Source organism: Methylopila henanensis (assembly GCF_042681025.1).
Classification (GTDB): domain Bacteria; phylum Pseudomonadota; class Alphaproteobacteria; order Rhizobiales; family Methylopilaceae; genus Methylopila; species Methylopila henanensis.
On sequence record NZ_JBHUER010000001.1, the window covers coordinates 478,195 to 498,266 of the forward strand.

Below are 20,072 nucleotides of genomic sequence, written 5' to 3' on the forward strand. Positions count from 1 at the left end.
GTCAGCGCCGGCTGTCGAACGCGAGCCGCAGCGCGAGCCCGCCCAGCACCAGCCCCATCAGCCAGCGCTGCGTGCGCAGCCACAAAGGATGCCGCGCGAGAAAGCTCGAGATCGCGCCGGCGCTGACCGCGATCAGCGCGTTCACCCCGACGCTGATGGCGATCTGCGTCGCCCCGAGCGTCAGCGTCTGCCCGAGCACGGAGCCGCGCGCCGGATCGATGAACTGCGGCAGCAGCGCGAGATAGAGCATCGCGATCTTCGGATTGAGCAGATTGGTGAGGAAGCCCATCAGGAACAGCTTCCGCGGCCCGTCCGGCGGCAGCGGGCGCGGCTGGAACGGCGAGGAGCCGCCGGGCCTCAGCGCCTGCCAGGCGAGCCAGCCGAGATAGAGCGCGCCGGCGATGCGGAGCGCGTCGTAGGCGTAGGGCACGGCCATGACGAGCGCGGTGATGCCGAACGCGGCGCAGACCATGTAGAACACGAAGCCGAGCGCGACGCCGCCGAGCGAGATCAGCCCGGCGCCCGGCCCCTGCGTTAGCGAGCGCGAGATCAGGTAGAGCATGTTCGGACCGGGCGTCAGCACCATGCCGAGCGACACGGCGGCGAAGGCGATGAGGGTCGAGGCGTCGGGCATGGCGTTCGCTCCCCGACGCGAGGTTGCGGGCGTCGGCGGTTTTGGACCATAGATCGTCGGCAGCCTGCGCGCTCACGCAAAGCTTTGAAGCGCGCGATCACCGGAAGCGATGGCCGATGACCGACATCCTCGCCCGCATCGAAGCCTACAAGCGGCGCGAGATCGCCGACGCCAAGGCCGCCCGTCCCTTCGAGGCGGTCAGGAAGGCGGCCGATCGCGCGTCCGCGCCGCGCGGCTTCGTGCGCGCGATCGAGCACGCGCATGACGCGGGCCGCACCGCGCTCATCGCCGAGATCAAGAAGGCGAGCCCGTCCAAAGGCCTGATCCGCGCGGATTTCGACCCGCCGGCGCTGGCGCGCGCCTACACCGAAGGCGGCGCGGCCTGCCTGTCGGTCCTGACAGACGGCCCCTCCTTCCAGGGCGCGCCGGACTATCTCGTCGCCGCGCGCGAAGCGGTCGCGCTGCCGGTGATCCGCAAGGACTTCCTGTACGAGCCCTATCAGGTGGCGGAGGCGCGCGCGCTCGGCGCGGACTGCATCCTGATCATCATGGCGGCCGTCACCGACGCCGAAGCGCGCGATCTCATGACAGCCGCCGCCGATTTCGGCATGGACGCGCTGGTCGAGGTCCACGACGCCGAGGAGCTGGAGCGGGCGCTGCCGCTCGGCGGCCGGCTCGTCGGCGTCAACAACCGCAACCTCCGCACCTTCGATGTGACGCTGGAGACGACCGAACGGCTCGCCGCGGCGACACCTCGGGACCGCATCCTCGTGGGCGAAAGCGGGATCTTCACGCCCGCCGACGTGGCGCGGCTCGCCGACGTCGGCTGCCGCACGCTGCTGGTCGGCGAGAGCCTGATGCGGCAGGCGGACGTGGCGGCGGCGACCCGCGCGCTGCTGGCGCCCGCCGACGTCGCCGCCTGACCGCGCCTCGCGCCATGACCGAACAAGCGGACCCGGACAAGGCCAAGCCCGACATCGAGGCGGTGTTCCGCAACGGCACCATCACGGCGTTCGGCATCACGGCGTCGTTCTCGCTGGGATTCCTGTCGCAATGGGCGTCGAGCCCCGGCGCCTGGCGACTTCACGACGCCGCGCCGGCCGGCGCGATCATCTGCGGCTCGATTCTGCAGATCTGGGCGCTCGCGCTTCTGTTGCCAATCGAAGGGCTCGCGCGGCCGATCTACGACCGCGCCCGAAAGCTCTATCTTGCGGGCCTGATCCTGACCGGTTGCGGCGTGTTCGGGGCCGTCGTCGCGGACGTCGTGTCCGCAATCACGCCCTGAGAGCCCCATGTCCGATCAGAACGCCCCGCGACTCACGCATCTCTCGTCTTCGGGCGAGGCGAACATGGTGGATGTCGGCGACAAGGACGCGACCCGGCGGGAGGCGACCGCCGAGGGGCGGGTGATCATGGCCCCGGCGACGCTCGACCTCGTCGTGTCCGGCGAGGCGAAGAAGGGCGACGTGCTGGGAACCGCTCGCCTCGCGGGGATCATGGCGGCGAAGCGCACTCACGAGCTGATCCCGCTCTGCCACCAGCTGCTGCTGTCCAAGGTGTCCGTGGAGCTTGCGCCCGACCCTGCGCTGCCCGGCGTCGTCGTGACGGCGACGGCGCGGACCACCGGGCCGACCGGCGTCGAGATGGAGGCGCTGACCGCTGTGACCGTCGCCTGCCTCACGATCTACGACATGGCCAAGGCGGTCGACCGCGGCATGCGCATCGAGGGCGTGCGGCTGAAGGCAAAATCCGGCGGCCGCTCCGGCGATTTCCGCGTCGAGGAGTTTTCGTGAGCGCGCTGCTGCCGGTCGTCGACGCCCGCGCCCGCATCCTCGACGGACTGAACCCGAAGCCGGCGGAGACCGTAGCCCTCGGCGACACGCTCGGGCGCACGCTCGCCGCGCCGCTCGCGGCCCTGCGCACGCAGCCGCCCTGGGACTGCTCGGCCATGGACGGCTACGCGGTGCGCGCCGCCGACGCCGCGGTCGGAGCGCGGCTCAAGGTCGTCGGAGAATCGGCGGCTGGGCGGAGCTTCGCGGGCGAGATCGGCGCCGGCGAGGCGGCCCGCATCTTCACCGGCGCGCCGGTCCCGAAGGGCGCCGACGCGATCCTGCTGCAGGAGGACGCGACCCGCGACGGCGACGCCGTCACGCCGCGCGAAGCGGCGGTCGCCGGCCGCCACATCCGCCGCGCGGGTCTCGATTTCCAGGCCGGCGAAACCCTGCTCGACGCCGGACGCCGGCTCGGCGCGCGCGACCTCGCGCTCGCCGCGGCGCTCGGCCATGGCGCGCTCTCCGTCGCCCGCCGGCCGCGGGTCGCCATTCTCGCGACCGGCGACGAACTGGTGGCCCCCGGAACCGATGTCGGCCCCGACCAGATCGTGGCCTCGAACTCCTTCGCGATCGCGGGCGTCGTCGCCGGCGAGGGCGGCGAGGCGATCGACCTCGGCATCGCCCCGGACGACCGAGCCGCCATCAGGGCCGCGGTCGAACGCGCTTTCGCGGCCGAGGCCGACATCCTCGTCACGCTCGGCGGCGCCTCGGTCGGCGACCACGACCTCGTCCGGCCCGTGCTGGAGGAGGCGGGCGTCGCGCTTGACTTCTGGAAAATCGCCATGCGGCCGGGCAAGCCGATGATGGCGGGCCGCAAGGGCGCGACGCTTGTGCTCGGCCTGCCGGGCAACCCGGTCTCTGCGATCGTCTGCGCGCTGCTGTTCCTCGTCCCCGCGCTGCGCAAGCTGTCCGGGCGCGCCGACGCCACGCCCGGGCTCAGGCCCGCGCGGCTCGGCCGCGACATGCCGGCCAACGACCACCGCGAGGATTACATGCGCGCGGCGCTGAGCGTCGACGACGCGGGACGTCCCGTCGCGACCGCCTTCCCGCGGCAGGATTCCTCCATGCTGCGGCCGCTCGCCGACGCCGAATGCCTGCTGGTGCGCGCGCCGAACTCGCCGGCCGCATCCGCTGGCGACCCCTGCCTGATCCTGGAGCTGCCGTACCCGCTCTGAGGCGTCAGGCGTCCGGGCGCGCGAGCACGCCGCCCGTCAGCGGGCGCGGCGCGGCGGTGGTGCCGGGATAGGTCAGCGGCAGGCCCCTCAGGCTGCGCACCGCGAGCACCGCGAAGGCCTGCGCCTCGAGCGCGTCCGCCGAAAGGCCGACCGCATCCGCGGTCCGCACGTCGGCGCCGAGCCGCCGGCGCAGCAGATCGAGCAGCGTCGGGTTGCGCGCGCCGCCGCCGGCGACGATCCAGAGAACCGGCGGCTTCGGCAGATGCGCCGCGGCGCGGACCACCGTCTCGACCGTGAAGGCGGCGAGCGTCGCCAGCGCGTCGGCGAGCGGGAGCGCTTCGGTCGGCCCGGCGCTGAAGGCGTTCCGGTCGAGCGACTTCGGCGGCGCGACGTCGAAATAGGCGTCGTCCATGAGCCGCGCGAGCGCCGTTTCATCGACGGTTCCGGAGGCGGCGATCGCGCCGTCGCGGTCGAAGGCCTCCCCGGTCTCCCGCATGAGGCGGTCGTCCATCAGCGCGTTGGCGGGGCCGGTGTCGAAGGCGACGAGCTCGCCATCCGCGCCGATGAAGGTGACGTTGCCGACGCCGCCGAGGTTCAGCACGGCGAGCGGACGCGGCAGGTCGAGCCCCCGCAGCAGCACGGGGTGGATCGTCGGCGCAAGCGGCGCGCCCTGCCCGCCGGCCGCGACGTCCGCGGCGCGGAAATCGTAGACCACCGGCAGGCCGAGCCGCCGGGCGAGCGCAGGCCCGTCGCCGATCTGGACCGTCAGCCCCGCCTCCGGCCGGTGCAGCACCGTCTGGCCATGGAAGCCGACCACATCGACGCCGTCGACGTCGATGTGGTGTTCGCGCAGAAAACGCTCGACCGCCTCGGCGTGCGCCGCCGTCACGACGGCCTCGGCCTCCGCGACGGCCCCCGGCCGCTCGGTCCGTCGTTCGATCGCGACCGCGTCCGACAGCGCCTGCGACAGCACGCGCCGCTCCGCGGCCATGTAGGGGCGATAGCCCGAAGGCCCGAACGCCTCGATCCGTTCGCCGTTGGTCTCCACCAGAGCCACGTCGACGCCGTCAAAGGAAGTGCCGCTCATCAGTCCGATCGCACGCATCCGCCGCTCCGTGCCTCTCGCTCGTCACTTTAGCCGCGAATGTCACGGGAAAGGTGAATCGTCCGCTCGATGCTGATAGACGGTCCCCCGCCGCTCCCCGGAGCGATCCGACATGCTCATGAAGCGATCCAACCGATGACCGCGTACAAATCCGATTTCCTGCGCCTGCTCGAGGAGCGCGGCCAGATCCACCAGATCTCCGACCCGGTCGCGCTCGACCAGCTCGCGAGCGAGGGAATCGTCACGGCCTATATCGGCTACGACCTGACGGCGCCGAGCCTTCATGTCGGGCATATGGCGAACATCATGATGCTGCGGCGGCTGCAGCAGACCGGCCACAAGCCGATCGTGCTGATGGGCGGCGGCACGACCAAGATCGGCGACCCCTCGTTCCGCGACACCCAGCGTCCGCTGCTCGACGACGATCAGATCGCGGCGAACAAGCAGTCGATCAAAACCGTCTTCCAGCAGTTCATGGGCTTCGGCGACGGCCCGACCGACGCGATCATGGTCGACAACGCGGAATGGCTCGACAGGCTCGAATACGTGCCGTTCCTGCGCGAGATCGGCCGGCATTTCTCGGTCAACCGCATGCTGTCCTTCGACAGCGTGAAGTCGCGGCTCGAGCAGGAGCAGCCGTTCTCCTTCCTCGAATTCAACTACATGATCCTGCAGGCCTACGACTTCCTGGAGCTGAACCGTCGCTACGGCTGCCGGTTGCAGATGGGCGGCTCCGACCAGTGGGGCAACATCGTCAACGGCATCGAGCTGTCGCGGCGGGTGGACGGCGCGGGCGTGTTCGCCCTCACCTGCCCGCTCATCACCACCGCCTCGGGCGCCAAGATGGGCAAGACCGCCGGCGGCGCCGTGTGGCTGAACGCCGACATGGCCTCCCCTTACGTGTTCTGGCAGTACTGGCGGAACACCGAGGACGCCGACGTCGTGCGCTTCCTCAAGCTGTTCACGGACCTGCCGCTGCCTGAGATCGAGCGGCTCGGGGCGCTCGGCGGCGCCGAGATCAACGAGGCGAAGAAAGTGCTGGCGACCGAGGCCACCGCGCTCGTTCACGGCCGCGCCGCCGCGGAAGAGGCCGAGGCCACCGCCCGCAAGACCTTCGAGGAAGGCGCGCTGGCCGACACCCTGCCGACGGTCGAGGTGGAGGCCTCGGCGCTCGCCGCCGGCCTCGGCGTGCTGACCGCCTTCGCCGAGATCGCCAAGCTCGTCGCCTCCAACGGCGAAGCCCGCCGGCAGGTGAAGGGCGGCGGCCTGCGCGTCAACGACAAGCCGGTGACGGACGAGCGCGCGACCCTGACGAACGGCGACCTGACGCCCGAGGGCGTCGTCAAGCTCTCGCTCGGCCGCAAGAAGCACGTGTTGCTGCGACCGCGCGATTGAACCCAAACGGCCCTCAGTGGTGAACCTCAAGTAGGACGAGCTTTTCGCCGAGTCGCCCCTCCCATTCCGAAGCCACGAGCACGCGATTGGCTGGGTAATCCTCAAGATGAAAGTGAGGATCTTCAGCTATATGAGCCTGCTCTGTCCGCCAATAATTGAACCACTCGACAGACCTGAACCACTTCAGGCGTGAACCCAAATCCGCCTCGACAAAGCGAAATGGCGTCGGTGCCATCAGACCCCGCAGATCCGCCTTGCTCAGTTCGCGTATCCTCACGCCAAACGATCCAAAGTCGTCCCAAAGCTCCGCAAGAGGGAGACGAATGATCTGCCGGGTCCTGCTTCGCATGGCGCTCCTCAGGGCTCGGTCTGCGAGGGAACGGGCACCCTGGCCGCGGCGTCGCCGCCGTCCTGGCGGAACTCGAACATCTTGCGCAGGAAGCCGGGCGCGACGGCTGACACGGGGTTGATCGTCACCACCGGCGCGCCGGTGCGGCCGGTGACCTGGAAGGTCACGCCGACCAGCCCGCCATGCTCCCCGCCGCCGAGCAGCGCTCCGAGGATCGGCACCCGCGCGAACAGGTTGTTGAGCGCATAGGCCGGCACGAAGGTGCCCACCATCGACACCTTGTCCGCGGAGTAGTCCACGAGGCCTTCCAGCGTGGCGCCGAGCTGCGGGCCGGTCAGCGCCGCCTCCTTCACGTCGATCTTGCCGCCGCCTTCGACGAAGGCGATGCGAAGCCGGTCGAACCGGGTGGCGCTCCCGCCGCCACGGTCGGCGCCGGTGCTCTGCCGCACCCGGACCAGCGCGTCCTCGTTGCGCACGGCGAAATCGCGCATCCGGAGCAGGCCCGGGCCGCCGACGAGGGAAGCCCTGAGGTCGAACACGCCGCCGTCGATACGGCCGTAGAGATCGGCGAGCCGGAAGAACGCGCCGGCGTCTTGTCCCGTCAGCCGCAGCCGCCCGTCGTCCGCGGTGGCGAGCCGGATGGCGCCGGCGCCGAGCCGGGCGGAGCCGTCCGCGTCGGTGATCTTGCCGTCGCGCATGGCGAGCTTGAGGTCGAGGCCCGCGAGCGCCTCGCCACCATAGCCGAGGCCCGTTCCGAGTTTCGCGATGACGTCCAGCGTCTTCGGCATCGCCGGCGCGCCGCCGCCAGCGGTCGCCGTGCGCGCCGCGGCCGATTTGCCGCGGAAGGCGTCGAGCAGCGGCTTGAGATCGAGCGAGGCGCCCTGCACCAGCACTTTGGTCGATCCGGTCCGCGCCTTCTCGATCTCGACGCGGGCGTCGTCGCCGGGAGCCGGCCGGTAGATCGGCAGCGTCGCTGACAGGAACTCGCCCTTCGGGCCAAAGGTCAGCGCGCCGCGCACGCTGCGGTCGCCGCTCTCGATCGCGAAGTTACGCACCGTCGTCTTGTCGGCCGACTTGTCGATCGTGAAGGCCAGGCGGCCCGGCTGCCCCACGGGCTTGCGAAAGCCGGGCACGACGCCATCGATCCCAACTGTCTTCAGGTCGGCGGAAAGCGAGATCGGCGCGCCGGGCTCGTCGATCGACATCGACGCCTCGAGCGGGACCGCGCCGCGCAACGTTCCCGGGACGTCAAAGCCGAGGCGGGTCAGGTCGCCGGCGTCCGCCGTCAGGGTCGCGGTCAGCTCGCGCTTGAGCGCGCCGTCCGCCGAGGGCTTCTCCGCCACGGCGATGGTGGTCGGCGCTCCGCCGATCTGCCCCTTGCCGGACAGATCGGTCTTTCCGTTCGCGACATTGATGCGGAACGCCCCGTTCTCGAAGGCGCGGCCGGCGAACGCGTCGGCGATCGTGACGTCCGAGAGCGTCGCTTTCACGGCCACCGCCGGCCCCGGACCGGGAGCGGCCGGCGCGTGTCCAAGGTCGACGCCGACCGACACGTCTGCCGTCACACGGCCCGACACCTTGGTCGCGTCGAAGCCGGCGGGAAGAGGATTCGCCCCTACGACGCCGGAGGCGAGCAGCGTCACGACGGGATCGATCCCGCCATCGGCCTTGAAGGTGATCGTCGCCCTCGGATTGCTCGGCGTGATGTCGGGCGCCTCGAAGCGAACCGCGCTGAGCCTGAGCGTGTCCTTCGCGCCGCTGACGTAGGCGTCCCCGATCGAGGCGGTAACATGCCGCGCGCTGGCGTCGACGCGGCCGCCTGCGCCCTCGACCCAGGGCAGCTCCGGTCTGCCGCGCAGGGTCGCGTTCGAGAACATGACGGCGAGCGCGAGCGATCCGTCCGGCAATGGGCCGCCACGGGCGAGCGCTCCGGAAGGCACGTCCATGCTCAGCGTCAGCTCGTCCACCGTTCCGCCGCTGACGTTCTCGACGACCCAGCTCCGCGCAGCCGGCGCCATGAAGAACGGCCACATGCGCTTCAGCGCGGAAGCCGGCATCGGCTCGCTGACCAGGCCAAGCCGGATCGCCGGACTGTCGCCTTCGAAACGCACCAGTCCGGTCATCGCCGCCTTGGCGGTCGGTCCGAGAAACTGCGCCTTGGACAGTTCGAACACCCCGGCAGCGGCGTCGAAGGTCGCGTCGATGGAGATGCGGTCGAGCCGCAGCGGCGGTTCGCCCCCGCTCTCGGCCGCGAGCAGCACGTCGCGGCCTTCCACGGTCGAGGTCCAGAGCGGCCGGTCCCCTGTCGGCGCGACCACGCGGCCGGAAAAGCTCATCTGCCCGCCGCGGCCTGCGATCCGCGACGGCTCTATCACCAGCGCGCCCGCCGCCGGATCCCACGCGACGCCGAGCTGGAGCGTGTCGAACTCGATCCCCGGCGAGGCGGAATCACTTGGCGCGCCCGGCGGCGCGATCTGGAGCGCCCTCGCGGCGAGGCGGCCGCCGCCCGTGCGCAAAGCGCCGTCCGCGCCGATGCGCGCGCTCAGATGTCCCGAGACGCGGCCTTTCAGCGGAGCGGCTCCGGCCTTGGCCGCGAAAGGCGCGGAATAGGGTGAGAGATCGACGTTCTCGAGCCCGAGATCGATCACGCGGGCGTCGCCCTCGGGCTTGACGGTCACGGCCGTGGTCCAGCGCTCGGCGGCCCGCGCCGACGAGGCGGTCAGGCTGAACGCTCCTCCGGTCGCGCGCGTCAGGCGTAGATCGACGCCGTCGAGCGTAAGCGGGGCCCGGCTGCGCGGCGCGACCAGCACCGTCGCGCCCGTCACGTCCACCTCCTCCAGCGCGCCCGCCGCGCCGTCCGGGCCGAGCAGCCGGTCGAGATCGGCCACGCCGTTGTGGATCCGGCGCGGCAGGTCGGCCTGCACGGACGCCCCGCCGACCGCGGTGTCGAACTGCATGTCGAGCCGGGGGTTCGTCACATGGACGGATCGCACGACCACCGAGCCTGTCAGCAGGCTCATGCCGTCGACCCTGAGCTCCACCCGCGGCGCCTCCGCGACCACGGGGCCGTCCTTGCGCGCGATCGCCAAGTCGACGAGCCGGAGCTCCACGCCTTCGCCGCCCCGGTGAAGTTCGGCGTCGGCGACGCTGACGACGTAATCCGGTCCGAGCCTTTCCTGCAGCGCGGCGGCGACGCGCGGCGCGACCTGCGAGGCGGGCAGCGGCATGTAGAGGATCGCGAGCCACAAGGCCAGGAGGACGATGACGACGCCGGCCGCCCCGCCCGCCGCCAGCCGCGCGCCGCGGCGAGCCGTGATCACGGGCGACGCCGGCGAACCGTCCGGCCGCGTCCGCCCGCGGAACGGACGTCCGAGCCAGCGCGTCGCCACAGCGCGCGCGCGCGGCGAAGGAACGTTCGGTTCGGGCATCGGTCTGCGTCGTCCCCGTTCGTCAGGCCTTACAGTTCACGCTGGGCGCGTCGTCCCCCTGCGCGTCGCGGACCGCCCGCGCCGCCCCGCCGTGCTGACCGCGCGGTCGCGCTGCGGTAGAAGTGGCGCGAGGCCCCTAAACATCGAGGTAACGCGATGCCGCACGCATTGGAAGTTGGCGCTCCGGCCCCCGATTTCGAGCTGCCCGCCGCCGGCGGCGGCGCGATCGGGCTGCGGGAGCTCCGCGGCAAGAAGGTCGTGCTGTACTTCTACCCCAAGGACGACACGTCCGGATGCACCGCCGAGGCGATCGCCTTCAACGGGCTGCGCGACGAGTTCGAGGCGGCCGGCGCGGTCGTCGTCGGCGTGTCGGGCGACAGCGTCGAGAGCCACGACAGGTTCCGCGCCAAGTACGACCTGCAGCTCGCCCTCGGCTCCGATGAAACCCGGGACATGCTGAAGGCTTATGGCGTCTGGGCCGAAAAGAACATGTATGGCCGCAAAAGCATGGGCGTGGCGCGGACGACCGTGCTGATCGACGGCGAAGGCCGCGTCGCGCGCGTGTGGGCGAAGGTGAAGGTGCCGGGTCACGCCGACGAAGTCCTCAGCGCGGTGAAAGCGCTCTGAAAAGCGCCGCGTTAGGGCGAGGTTAACCCTAACAGTCCACGTTGGCGGGGTCATCAAACGGGGCCCGCCATGCCATCTCGACCCGCCGCAGGCGATCTGCTGTTGATCGATCGCGGCGGGCGAACGACGGCGATACGGCTTCCGAGACACGGCGCCGCGGCGCTCGGCGCCTGTCTCGCGCTGGTCGCCCTGTGGGCCCTTGGCGCGGGTTTCTACATCGCCTTCCACGACACCGTGGTCGCGGAGCTCAGGCGCGGCGCGAAAGCGGCCGAGCAAGGCTACGACGCCCAGGTCGCCGATCTCCGGAACGAACTCGAGCGCCTGCGCACCCGCCGGCTGGTGGAGCAGACCGGTGTCGAGCAGCGTTTCGCGGAGTTCCTGAAGCGGCAGGAGGCGCTGGAGCGCCGCCAGACCGCGCTTGCGGCGCTCGGCGGCGCCGCGCCGGCGGACGCTCCCTCCAGCGCCCAACCCTTGAGCTACACGACCAAGCCGCAGCCGCTCGACAAACCGACGACCGCCTTCGACGACCTCACCGGCTCGACCGAACCGCAGCGCCGCAGCGGGCTCGACCGGATGGAGACGCTCTCGGCCGCGATCGACCGCGCCGAGACCCGGCAGACGGCGCTGCTCGAACAGACGGCGGCGCGCGTGAGCGAGCGGCGGCGCAAGATGACCGAGGTCTGGGAATCGCTCGGCCTCGCGCGCCGGCTCGGCGGCGATGGTCTCGGCCGCGGCGGCCCGTTCGAGCCGCTGCCTGCCGGGCATGGCGTCGACGACAGGATTCGCAGGCTCTCCGCCGATCACGCCGAGGCGGAGGCGCTGCGGCGTCGGCTCGACGCTGCGCCGCTGCGCTCGCCCGCTCCTCCCGCCTCCTTGGTTTCGAGCGGATTCGGCACGCGGATCGATCCGTTCCTCGGCCAGCCGGCGCTGCACGCCGGCGTCGACTTCGCGAGCGAGGGCGGCGAGCCGATCCGGGCCACCGCTCCCGGGCGGGTGGTCGAATCCGGCTACAACGGCGGCTACGGGCTGATGGTCGAGATCGACCACGGCGGCGGCCTGACCACCCGCTTCGCCCACATGTCCTATTCCGCGGTCACGTCAGGCCAGACGGTGAAAGCCGGTCAGATCATCGGGCGCGTCGGCTCGACCGGCCGCTCGACCGGCCCGCATCTGCACTACGAGACCCGGATCGACGGCGACGCCGTCGACCCGATGCGGTTTCTTCGGGCGGGCCGGACGCTCGCCGCCATCGACTGAGACTCAGTCGGCGTCGTCGATCTCGCCGGCCTTGGTGCCGTAGGCGCGCAGCGCGAGGGTGGCCTCCATGAAGCCGTCGAGATCGCCGTCGAGCGTGTCCTGCGGCGAGGTCGAGGTGTAACCCGTGCGCAGGTCCTTCACGAGCTGATACGGCTGCAGCACGTAGGAACGGATCTGGTGGCCCCAGCCGATGTCGGTCTTCGCGGCCTGATCGGCGGCGGCCTCGGCCTCCCGCCGCTTGAGCTCGGCCTCGTAGAGCTTGGCGCGCAGCATGTCCCACGCGGTGGCGCGGTTCTTGTGCTGCGAGCGGTCGCCTTGGCTCACCACCATGATGCCGGTCGGGTTGTGCACGAGTCGCACGGCCGACTCGGTCTTGTTGACGTGCTGGCCGCCGGCGCCGCCGGAGCGCATCGTGTCGACGCGGACGTCGCTCTCGTTGATCTCGATTTTGATCGAGTCGTCGATCACTGGATAGACGTCGATCGAGGCGAAGCTGGTCTGCCGCCGGGCGTTCGAATCGAACGGCGAGATGCGCACGAGCCGATGCACGCCGGCTTCGGTCTTCAGCCAGCCATAGGCGTTGTGGCCCTTGATCTGCAGCGTCGCCGACTTGATGCCGGCCTGCTCGCCGTTCTGGTGGTCGACCACCTCGATCTTGAAGCCGCGACGCTCCGACCAGCGCGTATACATGCGCAGCAGCATCTCGGCCCAGTCCTGGCTCTCGGTGCCGCCGGCGCCGGGATGGACCTCCAGGAAGGTGTCGAAGGCGTCGGCCTCGCCGGCCAGCAGCGATTCGAGCTGGCGGCGCGCGGCCTCGGCCTTGAGCGCGCGCAGCGCCTTCTCGGCCTCGGCGACGACGTCGGCGTCGCCCTCCATCTCGCCGAGCTCGATCAGCTCCAGATTGTCCTTCAGCTCACGCTCGATCCGCTCGACTCCGGACATGGAGTCCTCGAGCGACGTGCGTTCGCGCATGACCTTCTGCGCCGTCTCCGGATCGTCCCAGAGGGTCGGGTCTTCGGCCTGATGGTTCAGCTCTTCGAGGCGGGATTTTGAGGCGTCCCAGTCAAAGATGCCTCCTCAGCAGCCCGACTGACTGCTCGATGTCCTGAACGAGGGTTTCGATCTCGGCGCGCATGGGCCTTCGCGTGGTGCTTCACGTGGGAAAACGGGATGCGTCTGTTAGCCCGGCGATCGCCGGTCTGTAAACCGCGGCGCGCGCCCTACTTGTCTCCGCGTCGCGGACGATCCGCCGCGGCGCAAGACAGGAAGGACACGCCCCATGAGCGTCAAGCTCGTCGTCATGTACCCGAAGCCGGCCGACCCCAAGCGGTTCGACAGCTACTTCCGCGAAACCCACGTCCCGCTCGTGGCGAAGATGCCGGGCCTGAAGAACTACGCCTTCGGTCCCTCCAGCGGCCCGGACGGCGGCGAAGGCCCCTACTTCTGGATTTTTGTCGGCACGTGGGAGAGCAAGGCCGCCCTCGAGGCCGCGCTCGGCTCGCCGGAAGGCCAGACGGCGGTGGCGGACATTCCGAACTATTCGCCGGACGCCCCGACGATCGCGGTCATCGACGCCACGGAAGGCTGACCCCGTCCATCTCGTGAAAAGAAAGCGGGGCGCGAACCGGCGCGCCCCGCGCCACGGCTTTCAGTAAAGCCCGCCCGTGCCGGAGCGCACCGCCCGGTCTGCCTCGGGCGTCACGGTGTCCGGCCGGTTCGACGGCGCCGCCTGTCCGATGATCGAGTAGCTGTCCGGCGGCGCCGTTCCCGGCTTGAACGCCTCCAGGATCACCTTCGGATCGCCCGCGGCGGCGCGCATGCCGTTCGACGGGTTGATGCGGATCAGCTTGATGCCGGGCGGCACACGGAACGGCACGGCCGGCTTGTCGGCGAGCGCCGCCTTCATGAACTCCGTGAACACCGGGGCCGCGATCGAGCCGCCGGTCTCGCCCTCGCCCATGGAGCGGGGCCTGTCGTAGCCGAGGTAGACGCCGACGGCGAGGTCCGGCGAGAATCCGACGAACCACGCGTCCTTGTAGTCGTTGGTGGTGCCGGTCTTGCCGGCGATCGGCTTGCCGACCGCGCGCACTCCGGTGCCCGTGCCCCGGAGGACCACGCCCTCCATCATGGAGGTGATCTGGTAGGCCGTCATCGGGTCAAGCACCTGCTCGCGATGGTCGACGAGCCGAGGCTCGTCCTGGTGCGCCCAGCCGGTCGCGGAGCACGCCTCACAGTCGCGGTCGTCGTGCCGGTAGATGGTCTTGCCCGTGCGGTCCTGGATCCGGTCGATCACGGTCGGGGTGATCTTCTTGCCGCCGTTCGCAAACATCGAATAGGCCGCGGTCATGCGCAGCACGGTGGTCTCGCCGGCGCCGAGCGACATCGACAGGTAGGGCGGCAGATCGTCGATCACGCCGAACCGCTTGGCGTATTCGGAAATCAGCGGCATGCCCATGTCCTGGGCGAGGCGCACCGTCATGACGTTGCGCGACTTCTCGATGCCGAAGCGCAGCGTCTGCGGGCCATAGAACTTCTTGGCGTAGTTCTCGGGCTTCCAGACGCCCACGCCAGCGCCCTGGTTGATCTCGATCGGCGCGTCCATCACCACGCTTGAAGGCGTGTAGCCGTTGTCGAGCGCCGAGGCGTAGATGAACGGCTTGAACGACGATCCCGGCTGCCGCAGCGCCTGCGTCGCCCGGTTGAACTGGCTCTCGTCGTAGGAGAAGCCGCCGGCGAGCGCGAGCACGCGGCCGGTGAACGGATCCATCGCCACGAGGCCGCCGGAGATTTCCGGCGCCTGGCGGAGCCGATAGTCCGAACCGCCCTGCTTGATCGCTTCGACATAGACGACGTCGCCCGGCTTCAGAACCTGCGACACCGCCTTGACCGCGCGGCCGCGCTCCGGACCCTTGGCCCATTTCGCCCAGCGTGCGCCTTCGAGCGGGATGACGCCCGTCACCCGCTCCCGGGTCACGGCGCCGCTCTTGTCGCGGCTCGGCTGCAGTCCGATGGTCGCCTGGGCCTGGCCTGCGTCGAGCACCACCGCAAGACGCCACGGGATGTCGCCATAGGCGGGCACGTCGGCCAGGGCGACGCCCCAGTCGCCGCGCGGATCGATCTCGCGCACCGGGCCGCGCCAGCCGCGCTGCTGGTCAAAGGCCACGAGACCGTCGCTCAGCGCCTTCCGGGCCAGCACCTGCATCTTCGGGTCGAGGGTCGTCCGGACCGAGAGACCGCCTTCGTACAGGCCCTTCTCGCCGTACTTCTCGTAGACGACGCGGCGCACTTCCTCGTTGAAGTACTCGCTGGCGACGAGCTGCGTGCCGGTCGGCCGCGGGTTGACGTCGATCGGCTCCTTCTTTGCCGCGTCGCCTTCCTCGCGGGTCGCGTAGCCGTTCTCGACGATGCGGTCGATCACCCAGTTGCGGCGCTCCATGGCGCGCTCGGGGAACCGGAACGGATGGTAGTTGTTGGGCGCCTTCGGCAGCGCCGCGAGATAGGCGGCCTCGGCGAGCGTCAGTTCGTTGACCGACTTGTCGAAATAGACCAGCGACGCCGCGCCGACGCCATAGGCGCCGAGGCCGAGATAGATCTCGTTGAGGTAGAGCTCGAGAATGCGGTCCTTGGTGTAGGTCTGCTCGATCCGGAGCGACAGCAGCGCTTCCTTGATCTTGCGCTCCATCGAAGTCTCGTTCGTCAGCAGGAAGTTCTTCGCCACCTGCTGCGTGATGGTCGAGGCGCCCTGGGGCCGGCGATCGCGGTTCTGGATGTTCTGCAGCGCCGCGCGCGCGACGCCGAAGAAGTCGATGCCGCCATGGCTGTAGAAGGTCTTGTCCTCAGCCGAGATGAAGGCCGTGGTCAGCCGCTTCGGCATCGCCTGGATCGGCAGGAACAGCCGGCGCTCCTTGGCGTACTCGGCGATCAGCCGGCCGTCATTGGCGTGGAGCCGCGTCATGATCGGCGGCTCGTAGTTCGCCAGTTGCTCGTAGTCCGGCAGTTCGCGGGAATAGCTCCAAGCGAAATAGCCGACCACCGCGGCGGCGCAGAGCGCCAGCACGGTGCCGGTCGCGAACAGGAATCCGAGGAACCGGACAAGCAGACGCATCGAATCTCGTTCCGTTTCGGCGGCTAGAACATGCGGATGCGCCGGGCGGCCCAGCGGCCTCTCCGACTTTTCGCGTCACGCCCGTCTGCGAAGCCCCTGCCCCGCTGGCCCCACTCACATACCGGCTTCGTGGCTCTTTGTGGAGATTGTACGGCGCGCGGGCCTCGCGCTCAATTCACCCGGCCAAGTGTGCCCGCGGCGATACGGGTTTCGAAGTATCCGGCCACCGCCTTCGCCACCGCTTCGGTCGCCTGCTCGCGCCACGCCTCCGACATCAGCAGCTTGGCGTCCTCCTTGCTGGAGAGATAGCCAAGCTCGAGCAGCACGGAGGGCACGTCCGGCGCCTTGAGCACCCGGAAGCCGGCGGAGCGCAGCGGATTCTTGTTCAGCTTCGCGGCGCTCTTGAGGTCCTTGACGAGCCGCTGCGCGAAATCCGACGTGAAACCCTTGGTCTCCCGGCGCGTGAGGTCGAACAGGATGCCCGCGACCTCTTCCGGCTCGTCCGACAGGTCGACGCCGGCGATCAGGTCGGCGCGGTTCTCCTTCTCCGCGAGCCGTTCGGCCTCCCTGTCGGACGCCTTCTCCGACAGGGTGTAGATCGTCGCGCCTCGGACGCCGAACGGATCGGTCAGCGTGTCGGCATGGATCGAGATCATCAGCGCGGCGGCGTTGTCGCGCGCGATCCGGACGCGGCCCGGCAGGGAGACGAAGGTGTCGTCGTCGCGCGTCAGCACCACGCGCCGGCGGCCGGACGCCTCGATCTTGTCCTTCAGGCGCTTGGCGAAATCGAGCACGATGTCCTTTTCGCTGACGTCGCCGGGACCGGCCGCGCCGGGGTCGACGCCGCCATGGCCGGGATCGATCACGACGACCGGAAGCTCCTCGCCGCCGGGCTTCGCGGCGACGGGCGCGGCCGGCTCCTCGGCGCGCGAGCTGACGACGGACTGCAGGAAGCTCTTGCGGTCGGTCGGCGTCAGGTCGAGCACGAGACGGGCGGGCTGCCCCTCGACCGGCTCCAGCACGAAGGCCTTGTCGATCGCGACCGGCTTGCGGACGTCGACCACGATCCGGGACCGGCCGGGCGCGAACACGCCGAAACGGTAGGCGGAGATCAGCCCCCTGCCCTGTTCGCCGGCCTTGTCGGGCAGGCGGAACGAGACTTCCGGCAGGTCGATCACGACGCGGTAGGGGTCGGCGAGGACGAAGGCGTTGATCGCGACGGCGGAGGTGAGGTCGACCACGAGCCGGGTGCGCTGCTCGTCGCCGGCGACCCGGCTGTCGGTCGCGGCCGGCACGGCCTTCGCGGGCTCTGCGCGCGCAGGGGCGGCGAAGGCGAAGAGCGCTGCGGCGAGAGTGATCGAGAGCAGGCGAATCATGACGGCCCAGCAACCCCTTCCGCAGTCGTCGGCATGCCTCTTTAGGAGATTTAGGAGCGGGCGGTTAACCCCGTGTTAAACCTGAGGCGGCGGTTTCCGCGCCGCCGTTGCTCCTTTGGCGCACCGCTATTGGTCCGGGCGCCCAAGGCGCGGCGGCGCCCAAGGATGAAGCTTGTCAATGTGGAGCGTGGTCCGCTAATAAAAAGTCGCTCACGTCGCGGCGACCTGAGTCACGTCGAACCCGGTTCGTCGGACCGTCGCGATGTCGAACCATCGTCTGTTTCCGCGTCGCGCCCACCGTTTCCCAAAATACGGAAGCGAGGCGAGCGCCGGGCGGTGGGTAGCCGGTCCTCGCTCTCACGCGTCAGGGCCGCTCGCCACGGACCAGTCTCGGGACCGTCGGTGTCGTCGTCGTCGCGACCGTGAGCGTCCGGAAGCTTCTGGCTTCCAGACCATCGTTTCACATCCGGGTCGCCGGCGACGGCGCGCGGATACCGATTTGCGAGGTCCGCCGGAGAATGCGCACGGCGCCGAACGCCGCATACGCTTCATCCCGGACCTCGATTCGCCGGACCCTCCGGCTCGCGTCGTCTGCCGGCGCCCCCGTCACCGCGACCGTTACGGTTTCGTCGACGCGGCCGCGCGCATCCGACGTTCCCACATCCCACCCTGCCGAGCGCCGATTCCGCGCCTTGAGCGCCCTGCCCGATCCGTCGTCCGCGACGGAAGGCGGCCCGCTCGGCCGCATTCAAGAGTTCCGTACATGGCCAACAAAATGCTCATCGACGCCACACACTCCGAGGAAACTCGGGTGGTGGTCGTCCGCGGATCGCGCGTCGAGGAGTTCGATTTCGAAAGCGCGAACCGCAAGCAGCTCCGCGGGAACATCTATCTCGCGAAGGTGACCCGGGTCGAACCGTCGCTGCAGGCGGCGTTCGTCGAATATGGCGGAAACCGCCACGGCTTCCTCGCCTTCAGCGAGATCCATCCCGACTACTACCAAATCCCGGTCGCCGACCGGCAGGCGCTGATCGCCGAGGAAGAAAAGGCGATCGCGGACGAGGAGAAGGCCGAGGAGAAGGAGAAGCCCGCCGCGGGCCGCCGCCGCCGCGGACGCGCCCGCCCCAAGGCGGCTCCGGCCTCCGGCGACGACAGCGTGACGGCGGAGGCCTCGGACGGCGAGACCTCCGCAGCCGGCGGCGCGGAAGGCGCCGGCGACGCGCCCGAAGCCTCCGAGGAGGCGGAGGACGCCGTCGCGGCGCATGTCGCCGAGCAGGAGGAGAAGGTCGAGCACGACGACCACGGCGAGGAGGAGCATCCCGTCGAGTCGATCGGCGCCGGCGACGCGCTCGAGGACCTGCCGGAGCGCAAGCCCCGCCACATCCGGTCCTACAAGATCCAGGAAGTCATCAAGCGCCGGCAGGTGCTGCTGGTGCAGGTCGTCAAGGAGGAGCGCGGCAACAAGGGCGCCGCGCTGACCACCTACCTCTCGCTCGCCGGCCGCTACTCCGTGCTGATGCCGAACACCGCCCGCGGCGGCGGCATCTCCCGCAAGATCACGAGCGCGCAGGACCGCAAGCGCCTGAAGGAGGTCGCCTCCGACCTCGAGGTGCCGGAGGGCATGGGCGTCATCCTCCGCACGGCCGGCGCGAGCCGCACCAAGCCGGAGATCAAGCGCGACTTCGAGTATCTGATGCGGCTCTGGGAGACCGTGCGCGACCTGACGCTGAAGTCGTCGGCACCGACGCTGGTCTACGAGGAAGGCTCGCTGATCAAGCGCTCGATCCGCGACCTCTACAACAAGGACATCGACGAAGTTCTTGTCGCCGGCGAAGAGGGCTACCGCGAGGCCAAGGACTTCATGCGCATGCTCATGCCGAGCCATGCCAAGATCGTCCAGCCCTACCGCGACAGCCAGCCCCTGTTCTCGAAGTCCGGCGTCGAAGCCCAGCTCGACGCGATGTTCTCGAACATCGTGACGATGAAGTCCGGCGGCTACATCGTCATCAACCAGACCGAGGCTCTGGTCGCGATCGACGTGAACTCGGGCCGCTCGACCCGCGAGCACAACATCGAGGACACCGCGCTCCGCACCAATCTGGAGGCGGCCGAGGAGGTCGCCCGCCAGCTTCGCCTGCGCGATCTCGCCGGCCTGATCGTCATCGACTTCATCGACATGGAGGAGAGCCGGAACACCCGCGCGGTCGAGAAGAAGCTGAAGGACTGCCTCAAGGACGACCGCGCGCGCATCCAGCTCGGCCGGATTTCGCATTTCGGCCTGATGGAGATGTCGCGCCAGCGCATCCGCACCGGCGTGCTGGAATCGTCCAGCGAGGTCTGCCCGCACTGCAACGGCGTCGGCACCGTGCGCGCCGTGCCGTCGGTCGCCCTCCACGTGCTGCGGATGATAGAGGAGTCGCTGCGCAAGGATTCCTCGCGCAACCTCCTGGTCAAGACGCGCAACGACGTCGCACTCTACGTTCTGAACCAGAAGCGCGGGCATCTGCGCGAGATCGAGCAGCGCTTCGGCGTCGCCGTGCTGTTCGCCGCCGAAAGCCATCTGCCGAGCGGCCAGCACCTGCTGATCGAGCGCACAGAGCCCGCGACCGGCGAGGCCAAGGCTCCGGTGACGCAGATCCGCGTCGACAGCATCGATCCCGACACGGTGATCGACGAGATCGAGAGCGCGCCCGAGGACGAGGCCGAGGAGATCGCGCCCGCCGCGGCTGCGGCGCCGGCGGCGCGTGACGCCGAGGACGAGAGCTCCGACGGCGGCAGGCGTCGGCGGG

At 70.0% G+C, this 20,072-nt stretch carries 15 protein-coding genes; 9 read left to right on the plus strand and 6 right to left on the minus strand.

The window, feature by feature from the left end:
• Position 1: 1 nt before the first annotated feature.
• On the minus strand, positions 2–634 hold the full coding sequence (locus tag ACFSCV_RS02360) for a LysE family translocator (RefSeq protein WP_378796605.1): 633 nt from the start codon (positions 632–634) through the stop codon (positions 2–4).
• A gap of 116 nt (positions 635–750) precedes the next feature.
• On the opposite strand from ACFSCV_RS02360, the gene trpC reads away from it, so the two are divergent.
• The 4 genes from trpC to ACFSCV_RS02380 are packed head-to-tail and all read left to right on the plus strand — an operon-like array spanning position 751 to position 3,641.
• Entirely contained in the window at positions 751–1,557 is an 807-nt protein-coding gene (trpC, locus tag ACFSCV_RS02365) for an indole-3-glycerol phosphate synthase TrpC (protein ID WP_378796606.1), read from the plus strand.
• Positions 1,558–1,571: 14 nt separating this feature from the next.
• Positions 1,572–1,919, plus strand: coding sequence for a hypothetical protein (locus tag ACFSCV_RS02370; protein ID WP_378796608.1), 348 nt, complete (start codon positions 1,572–1,574; stop codon positions 1,917–1,919).
• A gap of 7 nt (positions 1,920–1,926) precedes the next feature.
• Positions 1,927–2,427, plus strand: a complete 501-nt coding sequence (moaC, locus tag ACFSCV_RS02375; protein WP_378796610.1) for a cyclic pyranopterin monophosphate synthase MoaC — start codon at positions 1,927–1,929, stop codon at positions 2,425–2,427.
• Positions 2,424–3,641 (plus strand): molybdopterin molybdotransferase MoeA, encoded by a 1,218-nt coding sequence (locus ACFSCV_RS02380; RefSeq protein ID WP_378796612.1) that lies wholly within the window; start codon positions 2,424–2,426, stop codon positions 3,639–3,641. The genes moaC and ACFSCV_RS02380 overlap by 4 nt, the downstream gene beginning before the upstream one ends.
• Before the next feature lie 4 nt (positions 3,642–3,645).
• Here ACFSCV_RS02380 and ACFSCV_RS02385 read toward each other — a convergent pair whose 3' ends face one another.
• The gene (locus ACFSCV_RS02385; RefSeq protein WP_378796613.1) at positions 3,646–4,746 is read right to left on the minus strand and encodes an anhydro-N-acetylmuramic acid kinase; all 1,101 of its coding nucleotides are present in this window, start codon (positions 4,744–4,746) and stop codon (positions 3,646–3,648) included.
• A 135-nt stretch (positions 4,747–4,881) separates the two neighbouring features.
• Between ACFSCV_RS02385 and tyrS the strand changes: the two genes are divergently transcribed.
• Positions 4,882–6,141 carry a tyrosine--tRNA ligase gene (tyrS, locus tag ACFSCV_RS02390; protein ID WP_378796615.1) on the plus strand — a complete coding sequence of 420 codons (1,260 nt, stop codon included), beginning with the start codon at positions 4,882–4,884 and terminating at the stop codon, positions 6,139–6,141.
• A gap of 357 nt (positions 6,142–6,498) precedes the next feature.
• On the opposite strand, the gene ACFSCV_RS02395 is transcribed toward tyrS, so the two are convergent.
• Positions 6,499–9,810 (minus strand): YhdP family protein, encoded by a 3,312-nt coding sequence (locus tag ACFSCV_RS02395; protein ID WP_378796617.1) that lies wholly within the window; start codon positions 9,808–9,810, stop codon positions 6,499–6,501.
• 264 nt (positions 9,811–10,074) lie between these two features.
• On the opposite strand from ACFSCV_RS02395, the gene ACFSCV_RS02400 reads away from it, so the two are divergent.
• Positions 10,075–10,545, plus strand: coding sequence for a peroxiredoxin (locus ACFSCV_RS02400; protein ID WP_378796619.1), 471 nt, complete (start codon positions 10,075–10,077; stop codon positions 10,543–10,545).
• A 69-nt stretch (positions 10,546–10,614) separates the two neighbouring features.
• The gene (locus tag ACFSCV_RS02405) at positions 10,615–11,802 is read left to right on the plus strand and encodes a M23 family metallopeptidase (RefSeq protein WP_378796621.1); all 1,188 of its coding nucleotides are present in this window, start codon (positions 10,615–10,617) and stop codon (positions 11,800–11,802) included.
• A gap of 3 nt (positions 11,803–11,805) precedes the next feature.
• Here the strand turns inward: ACFSCV_RS02405 and prfB are convergent.
• A protein-coding gene (gene prfB, locus ACFSCV_RS02410; RefSeq protein ID WP_378796623.1) for a peptide chain release factor 2 occupies positions 11,806–12,937 on the minus strand; the annotation gives its coding sequence in 2 pieces (ribosomal slippage) (positions 11,806–12,867 and positions 12,869–12,937; 1,131 coding nt in all).
• Positions 12,938–13,081: 144 nt separating this feature from the next.
• On the opposite strand from prfB, the gene ACFSCV_RS02415 reads away from it, so the two are divergent.
• On the plus strand, positions 13,082–13,390 hold the full coding sequence (locus tag ACFSCV_RS02415) for an EthD family reductase (protein WP_378796625.1): 309 nt from the start codon (positions 13,082–13,084) through the stop codon (positions 13,388–13,390).
• Between the two features lie 60 nt (positions 13,391–13,450).
• Here ACFSCV_RS02415 and ACFSCV_RS02420 read toward each other — a convergent pair whose 3' ends face one another.
• Together ACFSCV_RS02420 and ACFSCV_RS02425 are read right to left on the minus strand one after the other, a co-directional pair.
• Complete coding sequence (locus ACFSCV_RS02420; RefSeq protein ID WP_378796626.1) at positions 13,451–15,907, minus strand: penicillin-binding protein 1A; 2,457 nt, start codon at positions 15,905–15,907, stop codon at positions 13,451–13,453.
• A 170-nt stretch (positions 15,908–16,077) separates the two neighbouring features.
• Complete coding sequence (locus tag ACFSCV_RS02425) at positions 16,078–17,283, minus strand: N-acetylmuramoyl-L-alanine amidase (RefSeq protein ID WP_378796628.1); 1,206 nt, start codon at positions 17,281–17,283, stop codon at positions 16,078–16,080.
• 763 nt (positions 17,284–18,046) lie between these two features.
• Between ACFSCV_RS02425 and ACFSCV_RS02430 the strand changes: the two genes are divergently transcribed.
• Positions 18,047–20,072, plus strand: a 2,026-nt coding sequence (locus tag ACFSCV_RS02430) for an Rne/Rng family ribonuclease (protein ID WP_378796630.1), incomplete at its 3' end; no start/stop codon positions are given.